Origin of the sequence: Streptococcus bovimastitidis (assembly GCF_001885095.1) — a bacterium.
Taxonomy (GTDB): domain Bacteria; phylum Bacillota; class Bacilli; order Lactobacillales; family Streptococcaceae; genus Streptococcus; species Streptococcus bovimastitidis.
The window spans coordinates 189,792-209,439 of sequence record NZ_LZDD01000003.1 but is presented as its reverse complement, the minus strand read 5'-3'; the positions used below and the strand labels follow the sequence as shown (position 1 = coordinate 209,439).

The window sequence follows — 19,648 nt, the reverse complement described above, 5'->3', positions numbered from 1 at the left end:
GTTTTGTGCCTTTAAGGCCGTGCAATCGCTTGTTATTTATTTCCTTGCTTAACCTCTTAAAAACAGATGGTCTTTTAAATCACTCATTCTTTTTTTATGATTATAGCATGGGCATCCCTGATGCCGAATGGCTTTAAATCTGTCCGCTTTAATTTACCAGTATTCAAATGGTAATCGAGCAATTGATCCGAAAATAGAAAATAAAGTCTTGATTTATCATTAGCCAAAAAAGGCGGTAAATAATCTCTCTTCCCTTGTGGCTTTATCTTAATCATTTTTTCCTTCATGGCACTTATTTCAATAAGTGTCCAAGAAAAATCTTTATTATAGAAAGCATCATTTTCAATAATCAGTTGCTTGCTACCTTGATGATAAAAAATAGATTTAGGGTACTTTGCGGATGAGGGGAAATAGTTTTTTTGTCTAGAATCAAGATCAAAAATCATGATTTGTTGACCAGACAAAGGCTCACCATTAGCATCTCTTCCCCTGAAAGATTCTGGTAAATACAAGGTATGTCCGACATTGGCCATTCGTAAAAAGGCTGAGGAGTCTTCTAAATCAATTCTTTCCTTAATGTTAAAAGAGCTTTGTCCATCAGCCAAAGACAAGTACCTGGTAGGCCACTAGCTTTATCCACATAAGAAACTAAAAGATAGAGTTGATCATCAATTAGTAGAAATTGATTACTAGCATTTATATGCTCATTATTCGGAATAGACTTCTTGAGAACTTTTTTCAAGTTTAAATCATATTTGTAGAAGTCAAGTCGATCAGTAAAAACTGCTGTCGCATAAAAATATCTACCATCCGTAATAGAAGTATAGGCATCGTTACCCAAGGCTGGCTGGATTTTTTCTTCCAAAGTTTTCTGATTGATACTTTCTAAGAAAACCTTTAAACCATCACCTTCCAAAGTCTTGGCTAAATAGCGATGACCCGCTTGTTTAAAAGATTCCTTTTCAAAAAACTTCGTATTCTTACGGCGAATTTTTTCCAGAGGCTGCAGCTGACCCTTAGATACACTAAACGTTTGAACATCTTTTTTATCAAAGATAGCAAACTGATAATCCTTTTTTGCCTGATAAGCATGACAAGCTGTCAATAAAGCTATAAGAATAATCAGGGGAAAAGTGCAGACGAATACTTGTATTTTTTTCATGACCTTATCGATTTCTATATATTAATGTGGTTTCTTTGGAGCTCATGAGTTCAAAGGGGTGAATGGCATGACCCCATTCCCAAGTTCCAATGTCAACATTGGCAGTATCTTTATAGGCTGCCCAAACCAAGTGTGAACAATAAAATTTGTTTCGTGTTTTAATATCAAAAAAGATATGGTTATAAGCTTTTCCGATTTGTTTAGCAGCCCATAGAGCAGCCTTTTGGTCCTGTTGAACCGTCGTTTTAGCGACACCGTATTGGTAAACCTTGTTACCATTAAAACGAATATTCCAATGGCCGTATTTAGGTTGGACCCCGTCACCAGTATTGGCTTCAATAGTAGCATCATAATAAGGGGCAGCCGCTACAATACCAGCATGTCCATTATTAAATAAGGGACTCTTTGCGTGAGAATCAGTGATACAGATTACACCATCACGCCATGTCCAATTACCCATAGCTGCTCTTGGCATCCTACCACCATATGGCTTTGTGTCCCCCATAGGAATTTCTTTATTAGCCTCACTTAAAATCTTATTTTCCCAATTCTCAACTTGGCTACTTGAAAAGTAGCCCTCATCTTTCACTTCTTCTTGTGCAGAGATCAAGGTTTGCACACTAATCGTTCCAGCAATGACAGCAAAACAGGCCATTAATTGTTTTATTTTCATCTTAATACTCCTTTCTTGCTTTTTTCTTCAGAAAACGTTTTCTAACTAAATTATAATAAACGAGCCTGTTTTGTCAATCTTATTTTAATAATCTAACAAAAATATCATTTTTCTGTTTATGACAAGCAAAAAAAGCCTTCAAAACTGAAGGCTTCTCATTAACTTATTTTTTAATACAGAAGGCATCCCAGGCTGCCAAACGACCGGAATCAATAACTTTTTGAGGGTCACTATTAGCAATAATGGTTTGATAAGAATCGCAGACCAAAGGGAAATCCTGCTCGTGATCAGAAAGGTTGACCACGATTAAATAGGAATCTTGTCCTAAACGGCGTTCATAAGCAAAAACCTTGTCTGCAGTTTCTAACAATTGGAAATCAGCTTCCACCAACCAGTCCTGCTCCTTACGCAAAGCTACTAATGTCTGATAGGTATAAAAGAGGGAATTTTCGTCTGCTAAAGCTGCTTGAACATTAATGTCCTGATAATTCGGATTGACAGGTAACCAAGTCTTCTCAGCACTTGAAAAACCAGCATTTGTCGAAGCATCCCATTGCATCGGCGTTCTGGCATTATCGCGCCCGATTTGGCGAATACTTGCCATGATATCGTCTGCTGACACTCCATTCTCCAAAGCTTCTTTAGCATAGTTGACCGACTCAATATCATCCACTTGCTCTAAAGAGGCAAAAGGATAGTTAGTCATGCCAATTTCTTCTCCTTGGTAAATATAAGGCGTACCGCGCATCAGATGAAGTAAAATGGCCAGGGCTTTACCAGATTGGACACGGTGTTCTTGCGAATTCCCCCAGATTGAAAGAACTCGAGGCAGGTCATGATTGTTCCAAAACAAGGAATTCCAACCTTCTCCCAACTTCAATTCCGTCTGCCATTTGGCAAAAATAGTTTTGAGAGCTGACACATCTAATTCTTTAGCAAATTCCCATTTTGGACGATTTGGCTCATGTTGCAGACCAATATGTTCAAATTGGAAGACCATAGATAACTCCTTATTCTCTGGACGAGAATATTGCTTAGCAATTTCTGGAGTTGCCCCCCAAGTTTCACCAACAGTTAGTAAATCATAATTGCCGAAACTAGCTTGGTTCATTTCTTTTAAATAGTCATGTAATTTTGGACCATTACCCGTAATTTCAGCATCCGGAATTTTACCTATTAAATCAATAACATCCATGCGGAAACCACCAATGCCTTTAGCAATCCAGAAATTCATCATGTCATAGATTTTCTGACGAAGATCGGCATTTTCCCAGTTTAAATCAGGTTGTTTTTTGCTAAACAAATGCAAATAATATTGACCAGAGGCCTCATCTAATTGCCAAGCAGAACCAGAGAAAGTTGATGTTAAGGCATTTGGCTGGTCACGCCAAATGTAGAAATCTCTTTCTGGACTTTGCGGATTTTCTCTTGCTTCAACAAACCAAGCGTGTTCATCAGAGGTATGATTGACGACCAAGTCCATGATGATTCTAATGCCGCGTTTTTGGGCTTCTTCAAGGAGAAGATCCATGTCGGCCATATCGCCAAAAATGTCTGCGATAGCCTGATAATCCGAAATATCATAGCCATTGTCATCCATTGGCGATTGATAGACAGGTGATAGCCAGATAGCTGTTATTCCAAGTTTTTCTAAGTAGTCTAACTTTTGAATAATACCTTGCAAGTCGCCAATCCCATCGCCGTTAGCGTCCATAAAGGATTTAGGGTAAATTTGATAGATTGTAGCTTGATGCCACCAATGCTTTTCCATAGGTCTCACTTTCTATATAAGGGTGATATAAAGTCCTCAAAACAGAATTTCGAGGACTTTATATTATTCTAGGAGGAATCAGATTTTAACGAATAGCTTTTTCAGTATCTAAGTCGAAGAAATGACCTTTAGAAACATTAAAGGTTAAGCTAACTTTTTCACCTGGATTGTGGAAATCACGCGCATCAACACGTGAAGCAAATTCAGTGTCACCAAGTTTTACATAAAGCATTGTTTCAGATCCTAACAATTCAGAAACGAGAACTTCTGCTTCAACATTGGCACTTGGGAAAGTTTCTTCAACAAGAAGGTTAGCTGAGATATCTTCTGGACGAATACCAAATGTCACTTTTTTACCATCATAGCCAGCTTCTTTAAGCATTTTCGCTTGACCTTCAGTAATACCGATATCAAGGCCATCTTCACTAGTAATTCGGGCACCATTGATAGTGACATCGAAGAAGTTCATAGCTGGGCTTCCGATAAAACCGGCAACAAATTTATTAGCTGGTTGGTTGTACAATTCTTGAGGTGAACCAACTTGTTCAATTTTACCGATTGTTCCGTTACCTTCAGGATTTTTTGTCGCTGACATGATAACAATACGGTCAGCCAAAGTCATCGCTTCTGTTTGGTCATGAGTAACGTAGATTGTTGTTGAACCAATACGACGGTGAATTTTAGCAATTTCAGCACGCATTGACACACGTAATTTAGCATCTAAGTTTGATAAAGGCTCATCCATTAAGAATACTTTTGCATCACGGACAATCGCACGACCCATGGCAACACGTTGACGTTGTCCACCTGACAAGTCAGCTGGTTTACGTTCTAGAAACTCTGTTAAGCCTAGGATTTGAGCAGCTTCTTTAACACGTTGGTCAATATCAGCTTTTTTGTATTTACGCAACTTAAGACCAAAAGCCATATTATCGTAAACAGTCATATGTGGGTATAGGGCATAGTTTTGGAAAACCATGGCAATATCACGGTCTTTTGGTGACTTGTCATTAACAAGTTCACCATCAATTTTTAATTCACCCTCAGAAATATCTTCAAGACCAGCAATCATCCGAAGCGTTGTTGATTTCCCACATCCTGAAGGACCAACGAAAACGATAAATTCTTTATCTTTGATGTCTAAATCGAAATCTTCAACAGCGTAGTGTGTTGTATTTGGGTATTTTTTGAAAATGTGGTTTAAATTTAATTCTACCATTACTTACTCCTTGATTTGAGCTTTCTAACTTTGAAGCTAGCCAGCAAAGCACCTGCATTTTTGATACTTCTATTCTATCAAAGAAAAGGCTTACAAAATACAGACAAGGCGCCCAAACTTTATTGGGCACCTTGCACAAGTTTATTGTTTCAACATAAAAAGGTAGGCAAAAGCCAAATCGTCAAGGGCCTTCAGATTAAGTCCTGACTGCTTTTTGAGTTTATCTAATTTGTATTGGAGAGAATTCCGGTGAATATAGAGTTTTTGGGCCGTTTGCACCAAATTTCCCTGTGATTCCCACATGCTTTCTATCAAAGCCGAAAAATAACTATTTTGCATCAGGACTTTTTGGAATTGCCCTTCAATAGCTGGTATTTTCTGATGTTGTAAGTAAGCCCAAAGCATCAATTGGGAAAAAGTCTGTACTTTAGAAGCGCCTTTTTTTAGCAAATAGGCCGAAAACAAGGCATTTTCTTCCTCAAAGACATCCCGCAAACTGGCACTATCTAAACGGTGCCACTCATTCCCCACAAAAAGCGACAAGGCTAGACCAAAATCACTTTCCAAAGTTGGTAGGATATCTTGGAGAATAGCCAAGCTGTCTAACGGATCAGAAATGTCTAAGAAAAGGACCGTCCGGTTTTGGGAAATCGGAAAAATAGCTATCGCTTCCGACAAAATCTCCTCTAGGACCTGGAGAAAGGCCGCAGAGAGAGCTTCCTGATGATTAAGATAAAGAAATTGAACATGACTAGCCTCTTGCGGAGCCGAGCCCACTTGCTTGACCAAGTAGCGATACCAAGGCGATGTCACTTTCTGAGCAGAAGGTGATTCCGGGGCAATCATCTTTAAGAGCTCTAACTCGCGAGCCGTCAAACTATCCTTAGGAAAATGTAAATAATTCTCGTCTTTTTCAATACTGATCCAAGAATCATCAGCCATCGGAAAATGACTCTCCTGCATTTCTGGAAATGACTTTTTCAGGTCCATCTTTATCCCTTTCTTAATCTTCTTTAGACATTATAACATAGAAAACCTGTTTCCTCAGAAACAGGTTTTTAATTAGAAGGTGATTTCTTGTCCGTTTTCAAAGACTTGATAACTACACTCCTGAAGATTCATCTGAACTTCTGAAACTACAGATTGGTCTTTATTAGATCGTTTAATAATAATCGAATAGTTATCGGGAGTTTCAATCTCAATCTTTCCATCCAAATCAAAAGCTTCAGATTGATTACGATAGGTAAATAAGTTTATCAAAGCTTTAACAACTGGTCGTTCTACTTCCTTAGCAATTTCTTCGTTAGAGTAATAATGACGGTTAATATTACGTCCTTCTTTTGTAGCTTCTAAAAGCTCTAAATCATTTTTTCCAGCCAGCAATCCAACATAATAAACCTGTGGAATTCCTGGAGCAAACACTTGAATCAAGCGGGACATAAAATATTTTTTATTATCATCGCCGAGGGCTGAATAATAAGTTGAATTGATTTGATAAATATCTAAATTATTGTATTCTGCTGATGAATATTTGCGTTTAACATTAGCACCAATTTTATACAATTCATTTGATGTGTATACAATTTCTTCGTCCGTCAGAATATCTTTAACATCAACAACGCCGATACCATCATGTGTGTCAAGAGTCGTGAATTGTTTCATTGGACTCATCTGTAACCATTTTGCTAGTTTTTTGCTCTTACCACTGTATAAACTATATAGGACAACCATCGGTAATGCAAAGTCATAGACATAATAGTCATGGTCTGCAATTTTAAATTGAATGGCATAATGCTCATGAATTTCTGGGAGAATTTCAGTTTCTGTTTCAGCTGCAATGGTACGCACTTTATCTAAAAGTTCCCAAATATCTGGCTCAACAAAGAAATCATTGGTATCTAGTTTCTTGATTGCATAAGCAAAGGCATCTAGACGGATTAAATCACAACCATTCGCAGCAAGGTTTTTAATGGTGTCAGTAATAAATTGCATGGTGACTTCCTTAGTAACATCCAAATCAATTTGTTCTTCACCAAATGTGTTCCATAAATACTCTTTACTTCCATCAGCAAAAATTATTTCTTGCTTTGGAGCACGGTCTTTACGCTTATAGATAAGATCCACATCATCTTGAGTTGGTCTATTTTCAGGCCAAAACTTATCCCAGTTTAAGAAGAGATCTTTATAAGCGGAGTCATCGTGCTTTTCTTGATAATCTTGATAATATTTAGATTGACGAGAAATATGATTAATCATGAAATCAAACATGAGATAATACTTTTCTCCTAGAGCTTTAACATCTTCCCAATCCCCAAAAGCTGAATCGACTTGGTCATAATCAACTGGTGCAAAACCACGGTCACCAGTAGAAGGGAAGAATGGTAATAGATGGACACCTCCAACGGCTTCACCAAAATGAGTTTCTAGATTTGTCTTTAAATCTTTCAGATTATTACCTAAACTATCGGAATAGGTAATCAACATTGTTTTATTTGTAATTGCCATAATCTATTCTTTCTAATTCCTTCGCTTATTTAACTGCTCCACTTGTCATACCTGAAATAATATTTTTTTGGAAAATGAGGTAAACAATTAGGATTGGAATGATACCAACCACATAAGAGGCAAAGCTTGGTCCATAATCGCTAAAGTACATGCCTTGATAGTTATATTGGAATAAAGGTAGGGTCCAGAGATTTTGATCCTTATTTAATACCAATAAAGGAAGCAAGAAGTCATTCCATATCCACAAAGCATTAATAATTAATACCGTAGCATGCATTGGTTTTAACAAGGGGAAAATAATTTTCCAGTACATTGTGAATTTATCACAACCATCAATGGCCGCAGCTTCATCCATATCTTCAGGAACAATAGCTTTGATATAACCAACATACAAGAAGAGTGTTTGTGGAATAGCATAGGCCAAATAGAGTAAGATAAGTCCAACATGATTATTCAAATCTAAAACAGACATAAGTTTTGTCATTGGTAACATGATAACTTGGAATGGTACAAAAATTCCAATAATCAAGAAAATATACATGATAGCAAAGGCTTTACTACGCTTCATGTGACGGGCAATTGAGAAGGCTGCCATAGGAACAATTACAACGATTAACCCAACTCCAACTACTGTTAAAAGACTTGAATTGAAGAAGTACTGAGAGATTCCATCCTGAAACAAGCGCTGATAGTTATCTAACGTAAATTCCTTTGGTAATCCAAAGAAATTACCAGTGATTTCAGCTGTTGGTTTAAAGGATGAAACGATGGTAACGATTAGAGGGATAATCATCAACATGATTCCCGCAAAAAGAATCAGATAAACCCACCAGTTACTTTGCTTTTTATTTGACATTCTAACTACCTCACACTTCAAATCTCTTAGAAATTGTCATCTGAATAACAGAAATAATGACAATGAAAATAAATAGGATAACCGCTAGCGCATTGGCATATGAAAATTGGTTATTTGAAAAGGCATAATTATAAACCAAAAGTCCTAATGATTCCGTTTTCCCATCTGGTCCACCACTGGTCAATGCAAAGATCAAGTCAAATGCTGTTAAACCTGATTTCATTGCAAGGATAAAGACCATAGAAATCGATGGCAATAAGAATGGAAGTTCCACATGGAAAAATTTTTGACTTTTATTAGCTCCATCAATTTCAGCAGCTTCAATAATATCTGAGGGGATACTTTGGAGACCAGCCAAGAATATAATAATCGGCATGGCCAGCCCTTGCCAAAGAGCTACAAAAATAACTGATGGAATAACTGATTTTTCACTGACTAATGGATTTGAGGAGAGCCATTTAAGATGAAGTATTTCACCTAGTTGAGGAACACCATAGTTGAAAATTTGACTAAAAATCAGACCTAATGTAACTGTTGAAAGTACAGCCGGGAAAAAGTACCATGTTCTAAAGAATCCTACAGCTTTGATTTTTCTATTCAATAAAGTGGCCATAAATAAACCAATAACGATTTCACCTACAACTAATCCAATAGTAAATAAAATGGTAAATGTCATACTTTGGTAGAAATCAGGGTTTGAAAAAATATGAGCATAATTTTTCAAACCAATAATGTTATAACTACCAGTAAGACCACTCCAGTCTGTTAAACTGTAGAAAATACCATTAAATAATGGATAATAGAAAAATATGACTTGTAGGATGACTGGAATGATAATAAATAACCAGCCCCAATAGCGTGACACGAAACTTTTTTTATTCATAATAAATATATCCTCTATACTTCCATTAAAGAAAAACTGATAGCGACTAGCATTCTAGTCAACTACCAGCTTTACCTTTTATTTTTTCATTGAGTCAAAGAACTTATTAAGACCTTTAGCTAATTCTGCAGCACTTGGATTTTTAATGTTTTTAACAGTAATGTTCCAGAATTCTTCTTCTGATTGCCATTCTTTTTGTAACCAAACGATATGTTTATCAGAGAAAGCATATTTTGTTACACCTTCAGTTTCCTTAAACTTACCTTCAGTGTCAACATCTTTTACAGAAGTTGGTGAGCCATCAACATTATAATATTTTTGGATAGCTTTTTTACTAGACATGTAGTCAAGGAATTTTTTAGCTTCTTTTGGATGTTTAGAATCTTTACTAATTGAAAGTGCTAAGTCAGCTGCACCAACAGTTAATTCTTCACCTTCTTTTTGACCTGGAAAGGCAAACATACCAACTTCGAAGTCAGGTTTTTGTTGGTTGATTACTGGAGCTGCCCAAGTACCCTGAGGCATCATCAAGGCCTCACCTTTAGCAAATTTAGCAACAGTATCAGTATATTTAGCACCTTCATAACCTTTTTGACCATTACCATGTAATAGTTCTAGTGCTTGATTTACTTTTTCAGTAACGGCATCATCAGCTTTAATTGCACCTTTTCCACTACGGATTAATTTTTCTTCAGCGCCATCATAACCACCAGCGTTTGTAGCCCAAGCTAATTGATGGTAACCATTTAGAGACCATGGATCATTAAGTGAAAGTGCAAATGGTGCAGCTTTACCATCTTTATTGATTATGTCAACTAGAGCTTTAAATTCATCAAAGGTTTTTGGAACTTCAATACCAAGTTCTTTGAATTTGTCTTTATTGTAATAAACACCGTAAGCATTTGCAGTCAATGGTAATGAGTAAATCTTGTCATTGATAGCGTAAGTTTTAGCTGCACCATCTTTCAAGTTTTCAAGACCAGATTTATTGTCTAACTCTAAGAATTGACCATCTTTAGCCCATTCTTGGAAATCCATATTTTGTGGATAGACATTGATAACATCTGGATCTTCGTTATTTGCCATACGTGTTTTAAGCACTTTACCAGCATCAGGAACACTTGTTAATTTAACTTTGATATCTGGATTTGCTTTTTCAAAATCTTTAATGATATCTTTTAATGTTGATTGCATCTCAGCTTTTTGTGAGAAATATTCAATTTCAACAGCACCCTTGCTAGCTGAACCACCGCCATTACCACAGGCAACCAATGTACTTGCAAATGCACAGATAGCCGCGCCCTTTAATAAACCTTTGACTTTCATAAAGCCCTCCTAAATGATATTAAAAATATATTGAACACTGAAGTAATCTTCCTGAACATGCGGCATTGTTAATCCTATGTTCATCAATTCATCACCATAAAAACGAGCGTCAAGTTCTTGACAGTAGTATTCTTTTTCAGAATCTAATCCTGAAAGTTTAACCTGAATACTTGGTGATTCTGCTACAGATAAGAGTTTAACAAATGTAAAAACAAACTGTGACTGGTCTTTACTAACATAATTGTAAGCATAGTAATTATCTGTTTTTGCTAAACGGTAATAATCGCCTAATTGAATAGTTTCACGAATACCCTTATAAAGTTTAACTTGTTGACTAATATCTGACAAGTCCTTATCCGATAAAGTGGTTAAATCTAATTCATAGCCTAAATTACCAAGCATTGCCACATTCCCTCTAGTTTGAAGACTCGTGTGGCGACCTGTTTGGTGATTTGGCGATGCTGAAACATGGGAACCCATGGTAATAGATGGATAAATGAGGCTTGTTCCTTCTTGGATTGAAAGACGTCCAATTGCATCCGTATTATCACTTGCCCAGGTTTGTGGCATGTAATGAAGCATTCCTAAATCATAACGACCACCGCCACCACTACAGCTTTCAAACAAAACATCAGGGAATGTTTGCGTTAGTCTTTCTAACACATCATATAACCCTAAGATATAACGATGGAAGAATTCCTGATTTTCATGGTTTGCATAAGCTTCAGGTAAATTTGTCATGTTACGGTTCATATCCCACTTAATATAGGAAATGTTAGCTGACTCCAAGACTTTTGAAATGCTATTAACAATATAATCACAGACTTGCGGATTCGCATAATCTAATACCAATTGTTCCCGGCTGTAAGTATGCGTCCGACCTTTGGTTTGAATAGCCCAGTCAGGATGTTGACGATACAAGTCACTATCCTCAGAAATCATTTCCGGTTCTACCCAAAGTCCAAATTGCATTCCTAAGTCGTTGACCTTTTGAGCAAGACCTTTAAGTCCACTTGGTAACTTTTCAGTATTCTCGTACCAATCTCCTAAAGAAGAGGTATCAGAGTTCCGTTTTCCAAACCAACCATCGTCTAGGACAAAAAGTTCGATACCAACTTGACTAGCTTTTTCTGCCAGCGCATGCAATTTTGCTTCAGTAAAATCAAAGTAAGTCGCCTCCCAGTTGTTAATGAGAATGGGGCGCAGCTTTTCAACAAAAGGACCGCGGCAGATATGCTCTCTCACGAAGGCTTGGCTATCATTGGTTAAGCCTCTAAATCCTTTGTCCGTATAGGAAAGCAAAACCTCTGGGCTTTGGAAACTTTGATCAGCTTCCAATCGCCAACTAAATTGATCATCATTGATCCCCATACCAAAACGACTGGTTTTAAGTGCTGTTTTTTCTACGAAGGCTCTGAAATTACCACTATAGACAAGTTGTGCTGAGTAAATGTCACCTTCTGTCTCACTAGTGTCTGGATTAGCTAGCGCCATGAAAGGTGTTTTAGAGTGACTAGAGGCACCTCGTATGCTAGAAATATCGAAGCGACCATCTGGTAAATCAGTCACATTCCATTCTTTCTCATGGCCGTATCGACCAGTTAAAGTGTGAACTTTGAAATAACTTCTTGGTAAATCCACTGTAAAGGACATGAGTTTGTTGACTTTTACGGGGTACTGACCAGCAGTCACCTTGGCAGAGCGTACTAAATAATTCGCTTTTTCAAATAAATGGTAATAGAGAGTGACCGTTACATCAGCAAGTGAATCATAAAGATCAATTTCTAAGCTCTCTACTTGACCCTCTTTATCATAGCTACTTGGTAAGCCTGAAAGTTGCTCTTTTCCTTGATAAATCCGATGACTTCGATAAGTTAAAGACAAAGCTGAACCATGTTGACCAAGAACCTCAAGTGATGATGTTCGAAAATCTCCTAAGCCGGTGCTAGAAAACTCTAATGGTAGTGTATCTAAAGAGAAAGTCCGATTTTGACTGGTTGGATTACCAGAAAAAGCACGATCCAAATATGTAATTTTGTTACTGTCACTAAATTTCTTAATAGACTTGCCAAAATAGCGGTTTACTAGAATGCCATGCTCAATAACTTGGAGAATATAAGAAAAATCACGGCTTTTTATATGGAACAGTTGCTGTTCCTCATGAAATTCAATCACTTTTCCTCACCTTTCTGTCACTTCTTTATCTATAGTTTATATAAAAGAAAACGCTTTATCTATATCTTTTTGTTTCTTTAATATGGTATAATGTTGTTTGAGGAGTTTGCCATGAATATTTTAAATACCTACAATGAATTTAATATCAATCACTTTGAGTTAAACGTTGATCATTACGGAGCGGAGATTTGTGACTCTCTTTATTCTTTTGGACCTGCAGTTCGAGACAATTACGTTTTACACTTCATTGTTCATGGACAAGGAACTTTTACCATTGATGGTAAGACTATCCCTCTAAAAGAAGGTGATATTTTCCTTTTACCCAAAAACAAGGTAACATTTTATCAGGCTGACCGTTTCAATCCTTGGACTTATGTTTGGGTTGGCTTTAGAGGTTCAAAAGCAGAATCTATTATCAAAGACTCTGCCTTATCTGAAAGCTATTATTGTCACTCCAACCTGGAATCTCCCATATTAAACCAGTTGATGGAATTAATTAAATTTTCAGATGAAAAACCAACAAATGTTACAGAATTACTCTTGATTGGAGAATTGTACAAATTATTGGCCTTTTTGTGCCAAGAATTTCCTCATCAATCAACATCTTCTGATCAGGAATTGATTAATGATTATGTTAAACAAAGCTTGAAACTCATTCATGCCAATTATGATTCCAAAATCCGAATAAGTGACATGGCTGATAAATTAAACTTAGATCGAACCTATCTCTATAAAATCTTCAAAGAGAAAACCGGTTACTCCTTAAAGGACTATATTTTACACATTAAGTTGGACAAAAGTGCACAGTTATTATCCGAATCCGATCTCACTATTACAGAGATTTCCTATTCTGTCGGCTATTCAGATCCCCTACAATTTAGTAAAATCTTCAAAAAATTTTACAAGGTTAGTCCTAGCCAATATCGCAAAGAAAACAAAGTCACTATAAAGGTATAATAAAAGGCCGGAACTTATCAACTAAGCTCGGCCTTTTATCACTTCGAAAATTTCTTTATCTCTCTTTTGTGTCTAAGAGTATAGTCACTGGGCCATCATTAACCAAAGACACTTTCATATCGGCACCAAAGACCCCTTTTTCGACTGGGCAGTGTTGGGCTAACATGAGGTTAAAACGGTCGTAAAGATCGCTGGCTAAATAAGGTTTGGCAGCCCCGGTAAAAGCTGGTCGATTGCCTTTTTTTGTGGCCGCGAAAAGGGTGAATTGGGAGATGGAAAGGATTGACCCTTGGATATCTGTTAGAGCCAAGTTCATTTTATCCTCCGCGTCTGAAAAAATCCGCATTTGGGTAATTTTCCGCACCGCATAGTCCAAATCTTCTTGTCCATCCTCGGGTCCAAAGCCCACAAGGAGCAATAGACCTTGCTGGATGGCGCCAGCGATTTGTCCATCAATAGTAACGGAAGCTTCAGAAACTCTTTGAATCACTACTTTCATTCTAGACTCCTTTAACCATTTGTCCGTTTGACATTATAGATATCAGGGACAGCCTTAATCTTTTCAACAACTGTTGTTAGGTGAGTTAAATTAGGAATACCAAAGCTGACATGAATATTGGCAAATTTCATGTCTTTTGTCGGTTGGGCATTAACGGCTGAGATACTCTTGGTTGAATTGGAAAGAATTTGTAAGACATCATTAAGTAAACCACTACGGTTCAAACCATAAATATCAATTTCTGCTTGATAATCCTTGCTTGAATTTTCCATGTCCCATTCAACTTCAATCAGGCGCTGTTCATAACCTTCTTGACTCTTAATATTGTTACAATCGGTGCGGTGAATAGCAATTCCACGGCCTTTAGTAATATAGCCATCAATTGCATCACCTGGAACAGGGTTACAGCATTTGGCAATCCGCATCAAGAGACCTGATGCCCCTTGAATGATAACCCCATTTTCACTGCGAACCTTAAGCACTTCTTTATTCTCATGCTTAACTTCGCCACCTTTGACCAATTCTTCCGCTTCAGCTTTAGCCTTGGCTCTTTCTTCCTCACGCCGTTCTTTCTCGGTCAATTTATTAAAGACAGAGACAGGACTCATGTCACCGAAGCCTACCGCTGCATAGAGCGACTCTACACTTTTAACACTGAGGCGAGGCAGAATTTCTTCAATTTTTTTCTTCTCTAAGTACTTGTTAGCAACATAACCCTGCTCTTGGAAATAATTGACCAGAAGCTCGCGACCTTTATTAACCGACAATTCCTTGTCTTGGTTTTTAAAGAACTGACGAATTTTATTACGGGCTTTGTTAGTTTTCACCAAATTAATCCAGTCCCGGCTTGGGCCAAAGGAATTTGGGTTGGTCACGATTTCAACCACATCTCCAGTTTTCAACTTGGCCGTAAGGGGCACCATTTTACCATTAACCTTAGCACCAGTCGCTTTTTCACCAACTTGGGTGTGGATGGCATAGGCAAAGTCGATAGGACCTGATTCCTTGGGCAATTCTTGCACGGCACCATTTGGCGTGAAAACATAGATACGTTCTGAGAAGATTTCTTCTTTGACGGAATTGACAAAGTCTTTAGCATCCCCATTGGAGGCATCTTGGAGCTCCACCAATTCATTGATCCAGTTCATGCCGACTTTTTGGTCTGACTGACTAACTTTTCCTTTGATCCCTTTTTTGTAAGCCCAGTGAGCGGCTACCCCATATTCAGCGACTTGATGCATCTCTTTAGTACGAATTTGAATCTCAATGGGGCCTTTAGGGCCATAGACGGTAGTGTGGATAGACTGATAACCGTTGGCCTTAGGCGCAGCGATGTAGTCTTTAAAGCGACCAGGCATGGGCCGCCATAATTCATGAATGTAGCCAACCATAGCGTAAACATCACTCTGGGTCTCCATAATACAACGGATAGCAATCAAGTCAAAAATCTGATCAAAGCGTTTCTTCTTATCACGCATCTTACGGTGAATTGAATAAATATGTTTCGGACGACCATAAACATCTCCATAGAGACCTTGGTCATTGGTATAGGTAATGATTTTATCAACAATTTCATCAACTAGGGCTTCACGTTCACGACGTTTTTCCCGCATCATGTGAGAAATTTTATAAAATTCTGACTCATTAAGGTAACGGAAGGCTAGATCTTCCAATTCCCATTTAATGCGACTAATACCCAAACGATGAGCTAAAGGAGCATAGATTTCCATGGTTTCCCGGGAAATGCGTTCTTGCTTATCCTTGCGTAAATGTTTAAGGGTCCGCATATTATGAAGACGGTCAGCCAATTTTACCAAAATAACCCGAATGTCTTTAGACATAGCCATTAACATCTTACGGTGATTTTCAGCTAATTGTTCCTCGTGTGATTTGTATTCAACCTTACCAAGTTTGGTGACCCCATCAACAATATCCTTGACATCAGATCCAAACTCTTTTTCAATATCATCAATAGTGATGTCCGTATCTTCAACCACATCATGTAAAAAGCCGCAGGTCACAGTGACCGCGTCTAGATGTAAGTCAGCTAAAATCCCCGCAACTTGGATGGGATGAATAATGTAGGGTTCACCTGATTTTCGTGCTTGGTAGAAATGGGCCTCAGTCGCATAGTCAAGCGCTTTTTGTACAAAGGCCACATCTTTTTTTGTCATATAGTTTGCTGCCAAAGCAACAACTTCTTCACCAGATAAGTTGATTTCTTTTGCCATTCTTTTCCTCAGTCAATTTCTTTTCCCTATTTTAACACTTTCAATCAAAAAGAAAAAGAAGGAATCACTTTCATCGTATGGAATGCCTATTATTGTTTTCTCAATTTTTATATTTATGAGAAAATTCATCTAGTATAATGTATATTTTTTGTAAAATTTTGTTAAAACGTTCGTAAAATCCATTGATGAAAACCCTTTTTCAAGCTATAATAAAAGTCCAAGTTCTTTTTTTACCACTTTTACATTAAAGGAGATTTTTTAGGAATGAAGAAACATTACGTATCGAAGAGCGCCCTCTTTTTAGCCATGTTAGTTGCTGCTGGTTCAGCACAAATGGCAAAAGCTGAAACCCCTTCAACAAGTGCACCAACGACAACTAGTCCTGTTGCAGCAAGTACTACAACTAGTGACCCAACAACTGCACCTGTGGCAGCTCCAACAAGTGCACCTGCAGTGGAAGCAACAGCTAGTCAAACTCCTCCAGCAGTGGCTCCTACAACAACTGCTCCAGCAGCAGCTCCAAGTACAAGTGCAAAAACAAACGCTCAATTAGCACCTGTCGCTAAACAAGCAGCTACTACTCCAGTCGAAGGGCAAAATGTTGATGTGCGCATTATTTCGACAACTGACCTTCATTCAAATCTTGTCAACTATGACTATTATCAAGACAAAGACTCACAAGCCCTAGGTCTTGCTAAAGCAGCTGTCCTTATCGACCAAGCAAAAGCCGAAAACCCTAACACTGTTATTGTCGACAATGGTGACATTCTTCAAGGGACACCGCTTGGAACTTATACAGCCCTAATTGACCCCGTTCAAGCCGGCGAAGTGCACCCAATGTATGCTGCCCTTAAAGAACTCGGATTTGATGCCTCTACTCTTGGAAACCACGAATTCAACTATGGTTTACCATACTTAGAACGCGTCATTGCTTCTGCTGGATTGCCAATTCTGAATGCCAACGTGTATGACGCTGCAACTGGCAAATTCCTCTTCAAACCTTACGACATCATTACAAAGACTTTTACTGATGCAAATGGCCAAGCAGCAACTGTAAAAATCGGTATTACCGGAATTGTTCCACCTCAAATCATGGCCTGGGATAAGGCTAACCTGGAAGGCAAAGTTACCGTTAAAGATGCCGTTCAAGCCGTTCAAGAAATCATTCCTACCATGAAAAATGCTGGCGCTGATATCGTTCTCGTTCTAGCTCATACAGGTATTGGTGACGATGTCTATGAAGTTGGCGAAGAAAACGTTGGTTACCAAATTGCTAGCTTAGCTGGCGTTGACGCTGTCGTTACAGGTCACTCACATGCTGAATTCCCTTCAGGACAAGACACTGGTTTCTATGAAGCTTATAATGGTGTTGATGGCGTTTCCGGTTTAATCAACGGAACACCCGTAACGATGGCTGGAAAATACGGCGACCATATTGGTGTTATTGACTTAGATTTAACCTTTACTGGTGGCAAATGGACTGTTAATAAATCCTTAAATCATGCTGAAATCCGTAAAATTGATACCAAATCAACAGTAGCTGATCCTGATATTATTGCACTTGCACAAGAAGCGCATAAAGGAACAATTGAATACGTTCGCCAACAAGTTGGTGAAACAACAGCTCCAATCAACTCTTACTTCGCACTTGTAAAAGATGATCCATCAGTCCAAATCGTTAACAACGCTCAACTATGGTATGCAAAACAACAATTAGCTGGCACACCTGAAGCAGACTTACCATTATTATCAGCTGCGGCTCCATTTAAAGCTGGTACTCGTAATGACCCAACTGCATACACAGATATCCCAGCTGGACCAATTGCTATTAAAAACGTTGCTGACCTTTACCTTTATGATAACGTTACAGCAATCATCAAAGTAACTGGTGCTGACATCAAAGAATGGTTAGAAATGTCTGCTGGACAATTCAATACTATCGACCCTAACAATGCTGGTCCACAAGACTTGGTAAATACACAATACCGTACTTACAACTTCGATGTTATCGATGGTGTCACTTACGAATTCGACGTTACTCAAGCCAATAAATATGATGCCAAAGGAAATCTAGTTAATCCAGATGCCAACCGTGTTATCAACTTGAAATATCAAGGCAAAGACATTGATCCTAACCAAGAATTCATGGTTGTCACTAACAATTACCGCGCAAGCGGAAACTTCCCAGGTGTTAAAAATGCAACAATCAACCGTCTTCTTAACTTAGAAAACCGTCAAGCTATCATTAATTATATTGTTTCTGAAAAAACAATCAATCCTAGTGCTGACAACAATTGGTACTTCGCCGATACCATTAAAGGTTTAGACCTTCACTTCTTAAGTGCAGAAAAAGCCAAAGATTTAATTGGTAGTGCTAAAGATATCGCCTATGTTGCTCCTTCTACCGTTGAAGGCTTTGGTGATTTCGTCTTTACCTATGTGAAACCTGAAGTTCCAGCAACTCCAGTTGAAACACCAGAAACACCAAAACCAGCAACTCCTGGACAAAACCAAACCGGCCTTACACCAAGCCAACGTCAATATGTTTACCAATTGGCCGCAAATGCTTACAAACAAACGAGCCAAAAAGCAACAACAAGTAAAGCAGCACAATTACCTCATACTGGTGTTAAAGAATCACGTGGCTTCCTAATGATGGGACTTAGCCTCCTTGGTTTAGCTGGTATTTTACGCAAAAAAGAAAGCAAATAAGGCTTTAACTTTAAACTTCAATTGGGAAAAGCTTAAATAAGCAAAAAGAGGATGGACTTGTCCAGGTAACTGATGAGTTCATCCTCTTTTAACTTGTCTATGACTATATCTTGTGCTAAACTAGTAAACAGATTACAAGATATAGTATTAGGAGATCAAATGTCTGATTTAACCATTGTCTTTATCAGTTTAAGTGGTAACACCTTAAGTTTCGTTAAACGCTTAGGCCTTTATTTACAGGAAAATCATGGTATTGGGACCAGAACAATCAATATTAAAGAATTAAAGCATGAAACTTTCCCAGTTGACGATAATTATGTCGCTATCTTACCAACCTACCTTGAAGGGGGCAATGGACTTGATTCTGGCAATGTCGAAATCCTCACCAACCCTCTGGGAGATTTCATCAAAGCCCACGACAACTACAAACGCTGTTTTGGCATCATCGGATCTGGCAACCGGAATTTTAACAACCAATATTGTCTGACAGCCAAACAATATGAACAACGCTTTGGCTTCCCCATGATTGGCGATTTTGAGTTGCGAGGTACCATTTCCGATATCGAGCGCTTAGCCAAGGTTATTTTGGAAAGAAAAGCCGCATTTGAATCACAATCATAAAAAGAGCTCAGAAAATCTCTGGGCTTTTCTTCTGTCTTTGGCTTTAGCATGCTATAAT

The 19,648-nt window shown here is 38.0% G+C and carries 16 protein-coding genes; 3 read left to right on the top strand and 13 right to left on the bottom strand.

Annotation, left to right across the window (positions count from 1 at the left end):
* Positions 1-83 precede the first annotated feature (83 nt).
* From A9Q68_RS11000 to A9Q68_RS09400, 11 genes are all read right to left on the bottom strand, one after another.
* The gene (locus tag A9Q68_RS11000; RefSeq protein ID WP_240494229.1) at positions 84-512 is read right to left on the bottom strand and encodes a hypothetical protein; all 429 of its coding nucleotides are present in this window, start codon (positions 510-512) and stop codon (positions 84-86) included.
* A 44-nt stretch (positions 513-556) separates the two neighbouring features.
* Positions 557-1,162: a hypothetical protein gene (locus A9Q68_RS10995; protein WP_240494228.1), complete on the bottom strand. Its 606-nt coding sequence runs from the start codon at positions 1,160-1,162 to the stop codon at positions 557-559.
* Positions 1,163-1,166: 4 nt separating this feature from the next.
* Positions 1,167-1,835: a YiiX/YebB-like N1pC/P60 family cysteine hydrolase gene (locus tag A9Q68_RS09440; protein ID WP_083426057.1), complete on the bottom strand. Its 669-nt coding sequence runs from the start codon at positions 1,833-1,835 to the stop codon at positions 1,167-1,169.
* A gap of 163 nt (positions 1,836-1,998) precedes the next feature.
* Positions 1,999-3,606 (bottom strand): glucan 1,6-alpha-glucosidase DexB, encoded by a 1,608-nt coding sequence (gene dexB / locus A9Q68_RS09435; RefSeq protein ID WP_071794444.1) that lies wholly within the window; start codon positions 3,604-3,606, stop codon positions 1,999-2,001.
* A gap of 85 nt (positions 3,607-3,691) precedes the next feature.
* Positions 3,692-4,825, bottom strand: coding sequence for an ABC transporter ATP-binding protein (locus tag A9Q68_RS09430; protein WP_071794443.1), 1,134 nt, complete (start codon positions 4,823-4,825; stop codon positions 3,692-3,694).
* 141 nt (positions 4,826-4,966) lie between these two features.
* On the bottom strand, positions 4,967-5,815 hold the full coding sequence (locus A9Q68_RS09425; RefSeq protein ID WP_071794442.1) for a helix-turn-helix domain-containing protein: 849 nt from the start codon (positions 5,813-5,815) through the stop codon (positions 4,967-4,969).
* 72 nt (positions 5,816-5,887) lie between these two features.
* The gene (gtfA, locus tag A9Q68_RS09420; protein ID WP_071794441.1) at positions 5,888-7,330 is read right to left on the bottom strand and encodes a sucrose phosphorylase; all 1,443 of its coding nucleotides are present in this window, start codon (positions 7,328-7,330) and stop codon (positions 5,888-5,890) included.
* Between the two features lie 25 nt (positions 7,331-7,355).
* Positions 7,356-8,186: a carbohydrate ABC transporter permease gene (locus tag A9Q68_RS09415; protein ID WP_071794440.1), complete on the bottom strand. Its 831-nt coding sequence runs from the start codon at positions 8,184-8,186 to the stop codon at positions 7,356-7,358.
* A gap of 10 nt (positions 8,187-8,196) precedes the next feature.
* Positions 8,197-9,069, bottom strand: a complete 873-nt coding sequence (locus tag A9Q68_RS09410; RefSeq protein WP_071794439.1) for a carbohydrate ABC transporter permease — start codon at positions 9,067-9,069, stop codon at positions 8,197-8,199.
* Positions 9,070-9,147: 78 nt separating this feature from the next.
* Positions 9,148-10,395 carry an extracellular solute-binding protein gene (locus A9Q68_RS09405; RefSeq protein WP_071794438.1) on the bottom strand — a complete coding sequence of 416 codons (1,248 nt, stop codon included), beginning with the start codon at positions 10,393-10,395 and terminating at the stop codon, positions 9,148-9,150.
* Positions 10,396-10,404: 9 nt separating this feature from the next.
* On the bottom strand, positions 10,405-12,570 hold the full coding sequence (locus A9Q68_RS09400) for an alpha-galactosidase (RefSeq protein WP_071794437.1): 2,166 nt from the start codon (positions 12,568-12,570) through the stop codon (positions 10,405-10,407).
* A 111-nt stretch (positions 12,571-12,681) separates the two neighbouring features.
* On the opposite strand from A9Q68_RS09400, the gene A9Q68_RS09395 reads away from it, so the two are divergent.
* Positions 12,682-13,527, top strand: coding sequence for an AraC family transcriptional regulator (locus A9Q68_RS09395; protein ID WP_071794436.1), 846 nt, complete (start codon positions 12,682-12,684; stop codon positions 13,525-13,527).
* Positions 13,528-13,582: 55 nt separating this feature from the next.
* On the opposite strand, the gene dtd is transcribed toward A9Q68_RS09395, so the two are convergent.
* Both dtd and A9Q68_RS09385 read right to left on the bottom strand, forming a co-directional pair.
* Positions 13,583-14,026 carry a D-aminoacyl-tRNA deacylase gene (gene dtd / locus A9Q68_RS09390; RefSeq protein ID WP_071794435.1) on the bottom strand — a complete coding sequence of 148 codons (444 nt, stop codon included), beginning with the start codon at positions 14,024-14,026 and terminating at the stop codon, positions 13,583-13,585.
* Between the two features lie 11 nt (positions 14,027-14,037).
* Positions 14,038-16,257, bottom strand: coding sequence for a RelA/SpoT family protein (locus A9Q68_RS09385; protein WP_071794434.1), 2,220 nt, complete (start codon positions 16,255-16,257; stop codon positions 14,038-14,040).
* 264 nt (positions 16,258-16,521) lie between these two features.
* Between A9Q68_RS09385 and A9Q68_RS09380 the strand changes: the two genes are divergently transcribed.
* Positions 16,522-18,969, top strand: a complete 2,448-nt coding sequence (locus A9Q68_RS09380; RefSeq protein ID WP_071794433.1) for a bifunctional 2',3'-cyclic-nucleotide 2'-phosphodiesterase/3'-nucleotidase — start codon at positions 16,522-16,524, stop codon at positions 18,967-18,969.
* A gap of 159 nt (positions 18,970-19,128) precedes the next feature.
* The gene (gene nrdI, locus A9Q68_RS09375; RefSeq protein ID WP_071794432.1) at positions 19,129-19,590 is read left to right on the top strand and encodes a class Ib ribonucleoside-diphosphate reductase assembly flavoprotein NrdI; all 462 of its coding nucleotides are present in this window, start codon (positions 19,129-19,131) and stop codon (positions 19,588-19,590) included.
* Positions 19,591-19,648 lie beyond the last annotated feature (58 nt).

What these genes read in the sequence shown, in the direction of transcription:
- nrdI (WP_071794432.1), top strand. Translation starts at nt 19,129, where the DNA reads ATGTCTGATTTAACCATTGTCTTTATCAGTTTAAGTGGTAACACCTTA.
- A9Q68_RS09410 (WP_071794439.1), bottom strand. Translation starts at nt 9,069, where the DNA reads ATGAATAAAAAAAGTTTCGTGTCACGCTATTGGGGCTGGTTATTTATT.
- A9Q68_RS09380 (WP_071794433.1), top strand. Translation starts at nt 16,522, where the DNA reads ATGAAGAAACATTACGTATCGAAGAGCGCCCTCTTTTTAGCCATGTTA.
- A9Q68_RS09395 (WP_071794436.1), top strand. Translation starts at nt 12,682, where the DNA reads ATGAATATTTTAAATACCTACAATGAATTTAATATCAATCACTTTGAG.
- A9Q68_RS09425 (WP_071794442.1), bottom strand. Translation starts at nt 5,815, where the DNA reads ATGGACCTGAAAAAGTCATTTCCAGAAATGCAGGAGAGTCATTTTCCG.
- A9Q68_RS09430 (WP_071794443.1), bottom strand. Translation starts at nt 4,825, where the DNA reads ATGGTAGAATTAAATTTAAACCACATTTTCAAAAAATACCCAAATACA.
- A9Q68_RS09440 (WP_083426057.1), bottom strand. Translation starts at nt 1,835, where the DNA reads ATGAAAATAAAACAATTAATGGCCTGTTTTGCTGTCATTGCTGGAACG.
- A9Q68_RS10995 (WP_240494228.1), bottom strand. Translation starts at nt 1,162, where the DNA reads ATGAAAAAAATACAAGTATTCGTCTGCACTTTTCCCCTGATTATTCTT.
- A9Q68_RS09405 (WP_071794438.1), bottom strand. Translation starts at nt 10,395, where the DNA reads ATGAAAGTCAAAGGTTTATTAAAGGGCGCGGCTATCTGTGCATTTGCA.
- gtfA (WP_071794441.1), bottom strand. Translation starts at nt 7,330, where the DNA reads ATGGCAATTACAAATAAAACAATGTTGATTACCTATTCCGATAGTTTA.
- dtd (WP_071794435.1), bottom strand. Translation starts at nt 14,026, where the DNA reads ATGAAAGTAGTGATTCAAAGAGTTTCTGAAGCTTCCGTTACTATTGAT.
- A9Q68_RS09415 (WP_071794440.1), bottom strand. Translation starts at nt 8,186, where the DNA reads ATGTCAAATAAAAAGCAAAGTAACTGGTGGGTTTATCTGATTCTTTTT.
- A9Q68_RS09385 (WP_071794434.1), bottom strand. Translation starts at nt 16,257, where the DNA reads ATGGCAAAAGAAATCAACTTATCTGGTGAAGAAGTTGTTGCTTTGGCA.
- dexB (WP_071794444.1), bottom strand. Translation starts at nt 3,606, where the DNA reads ATGGAAAAGCATTGGTGGCATCAAGCTACAATCTATCAAATTTACCCT.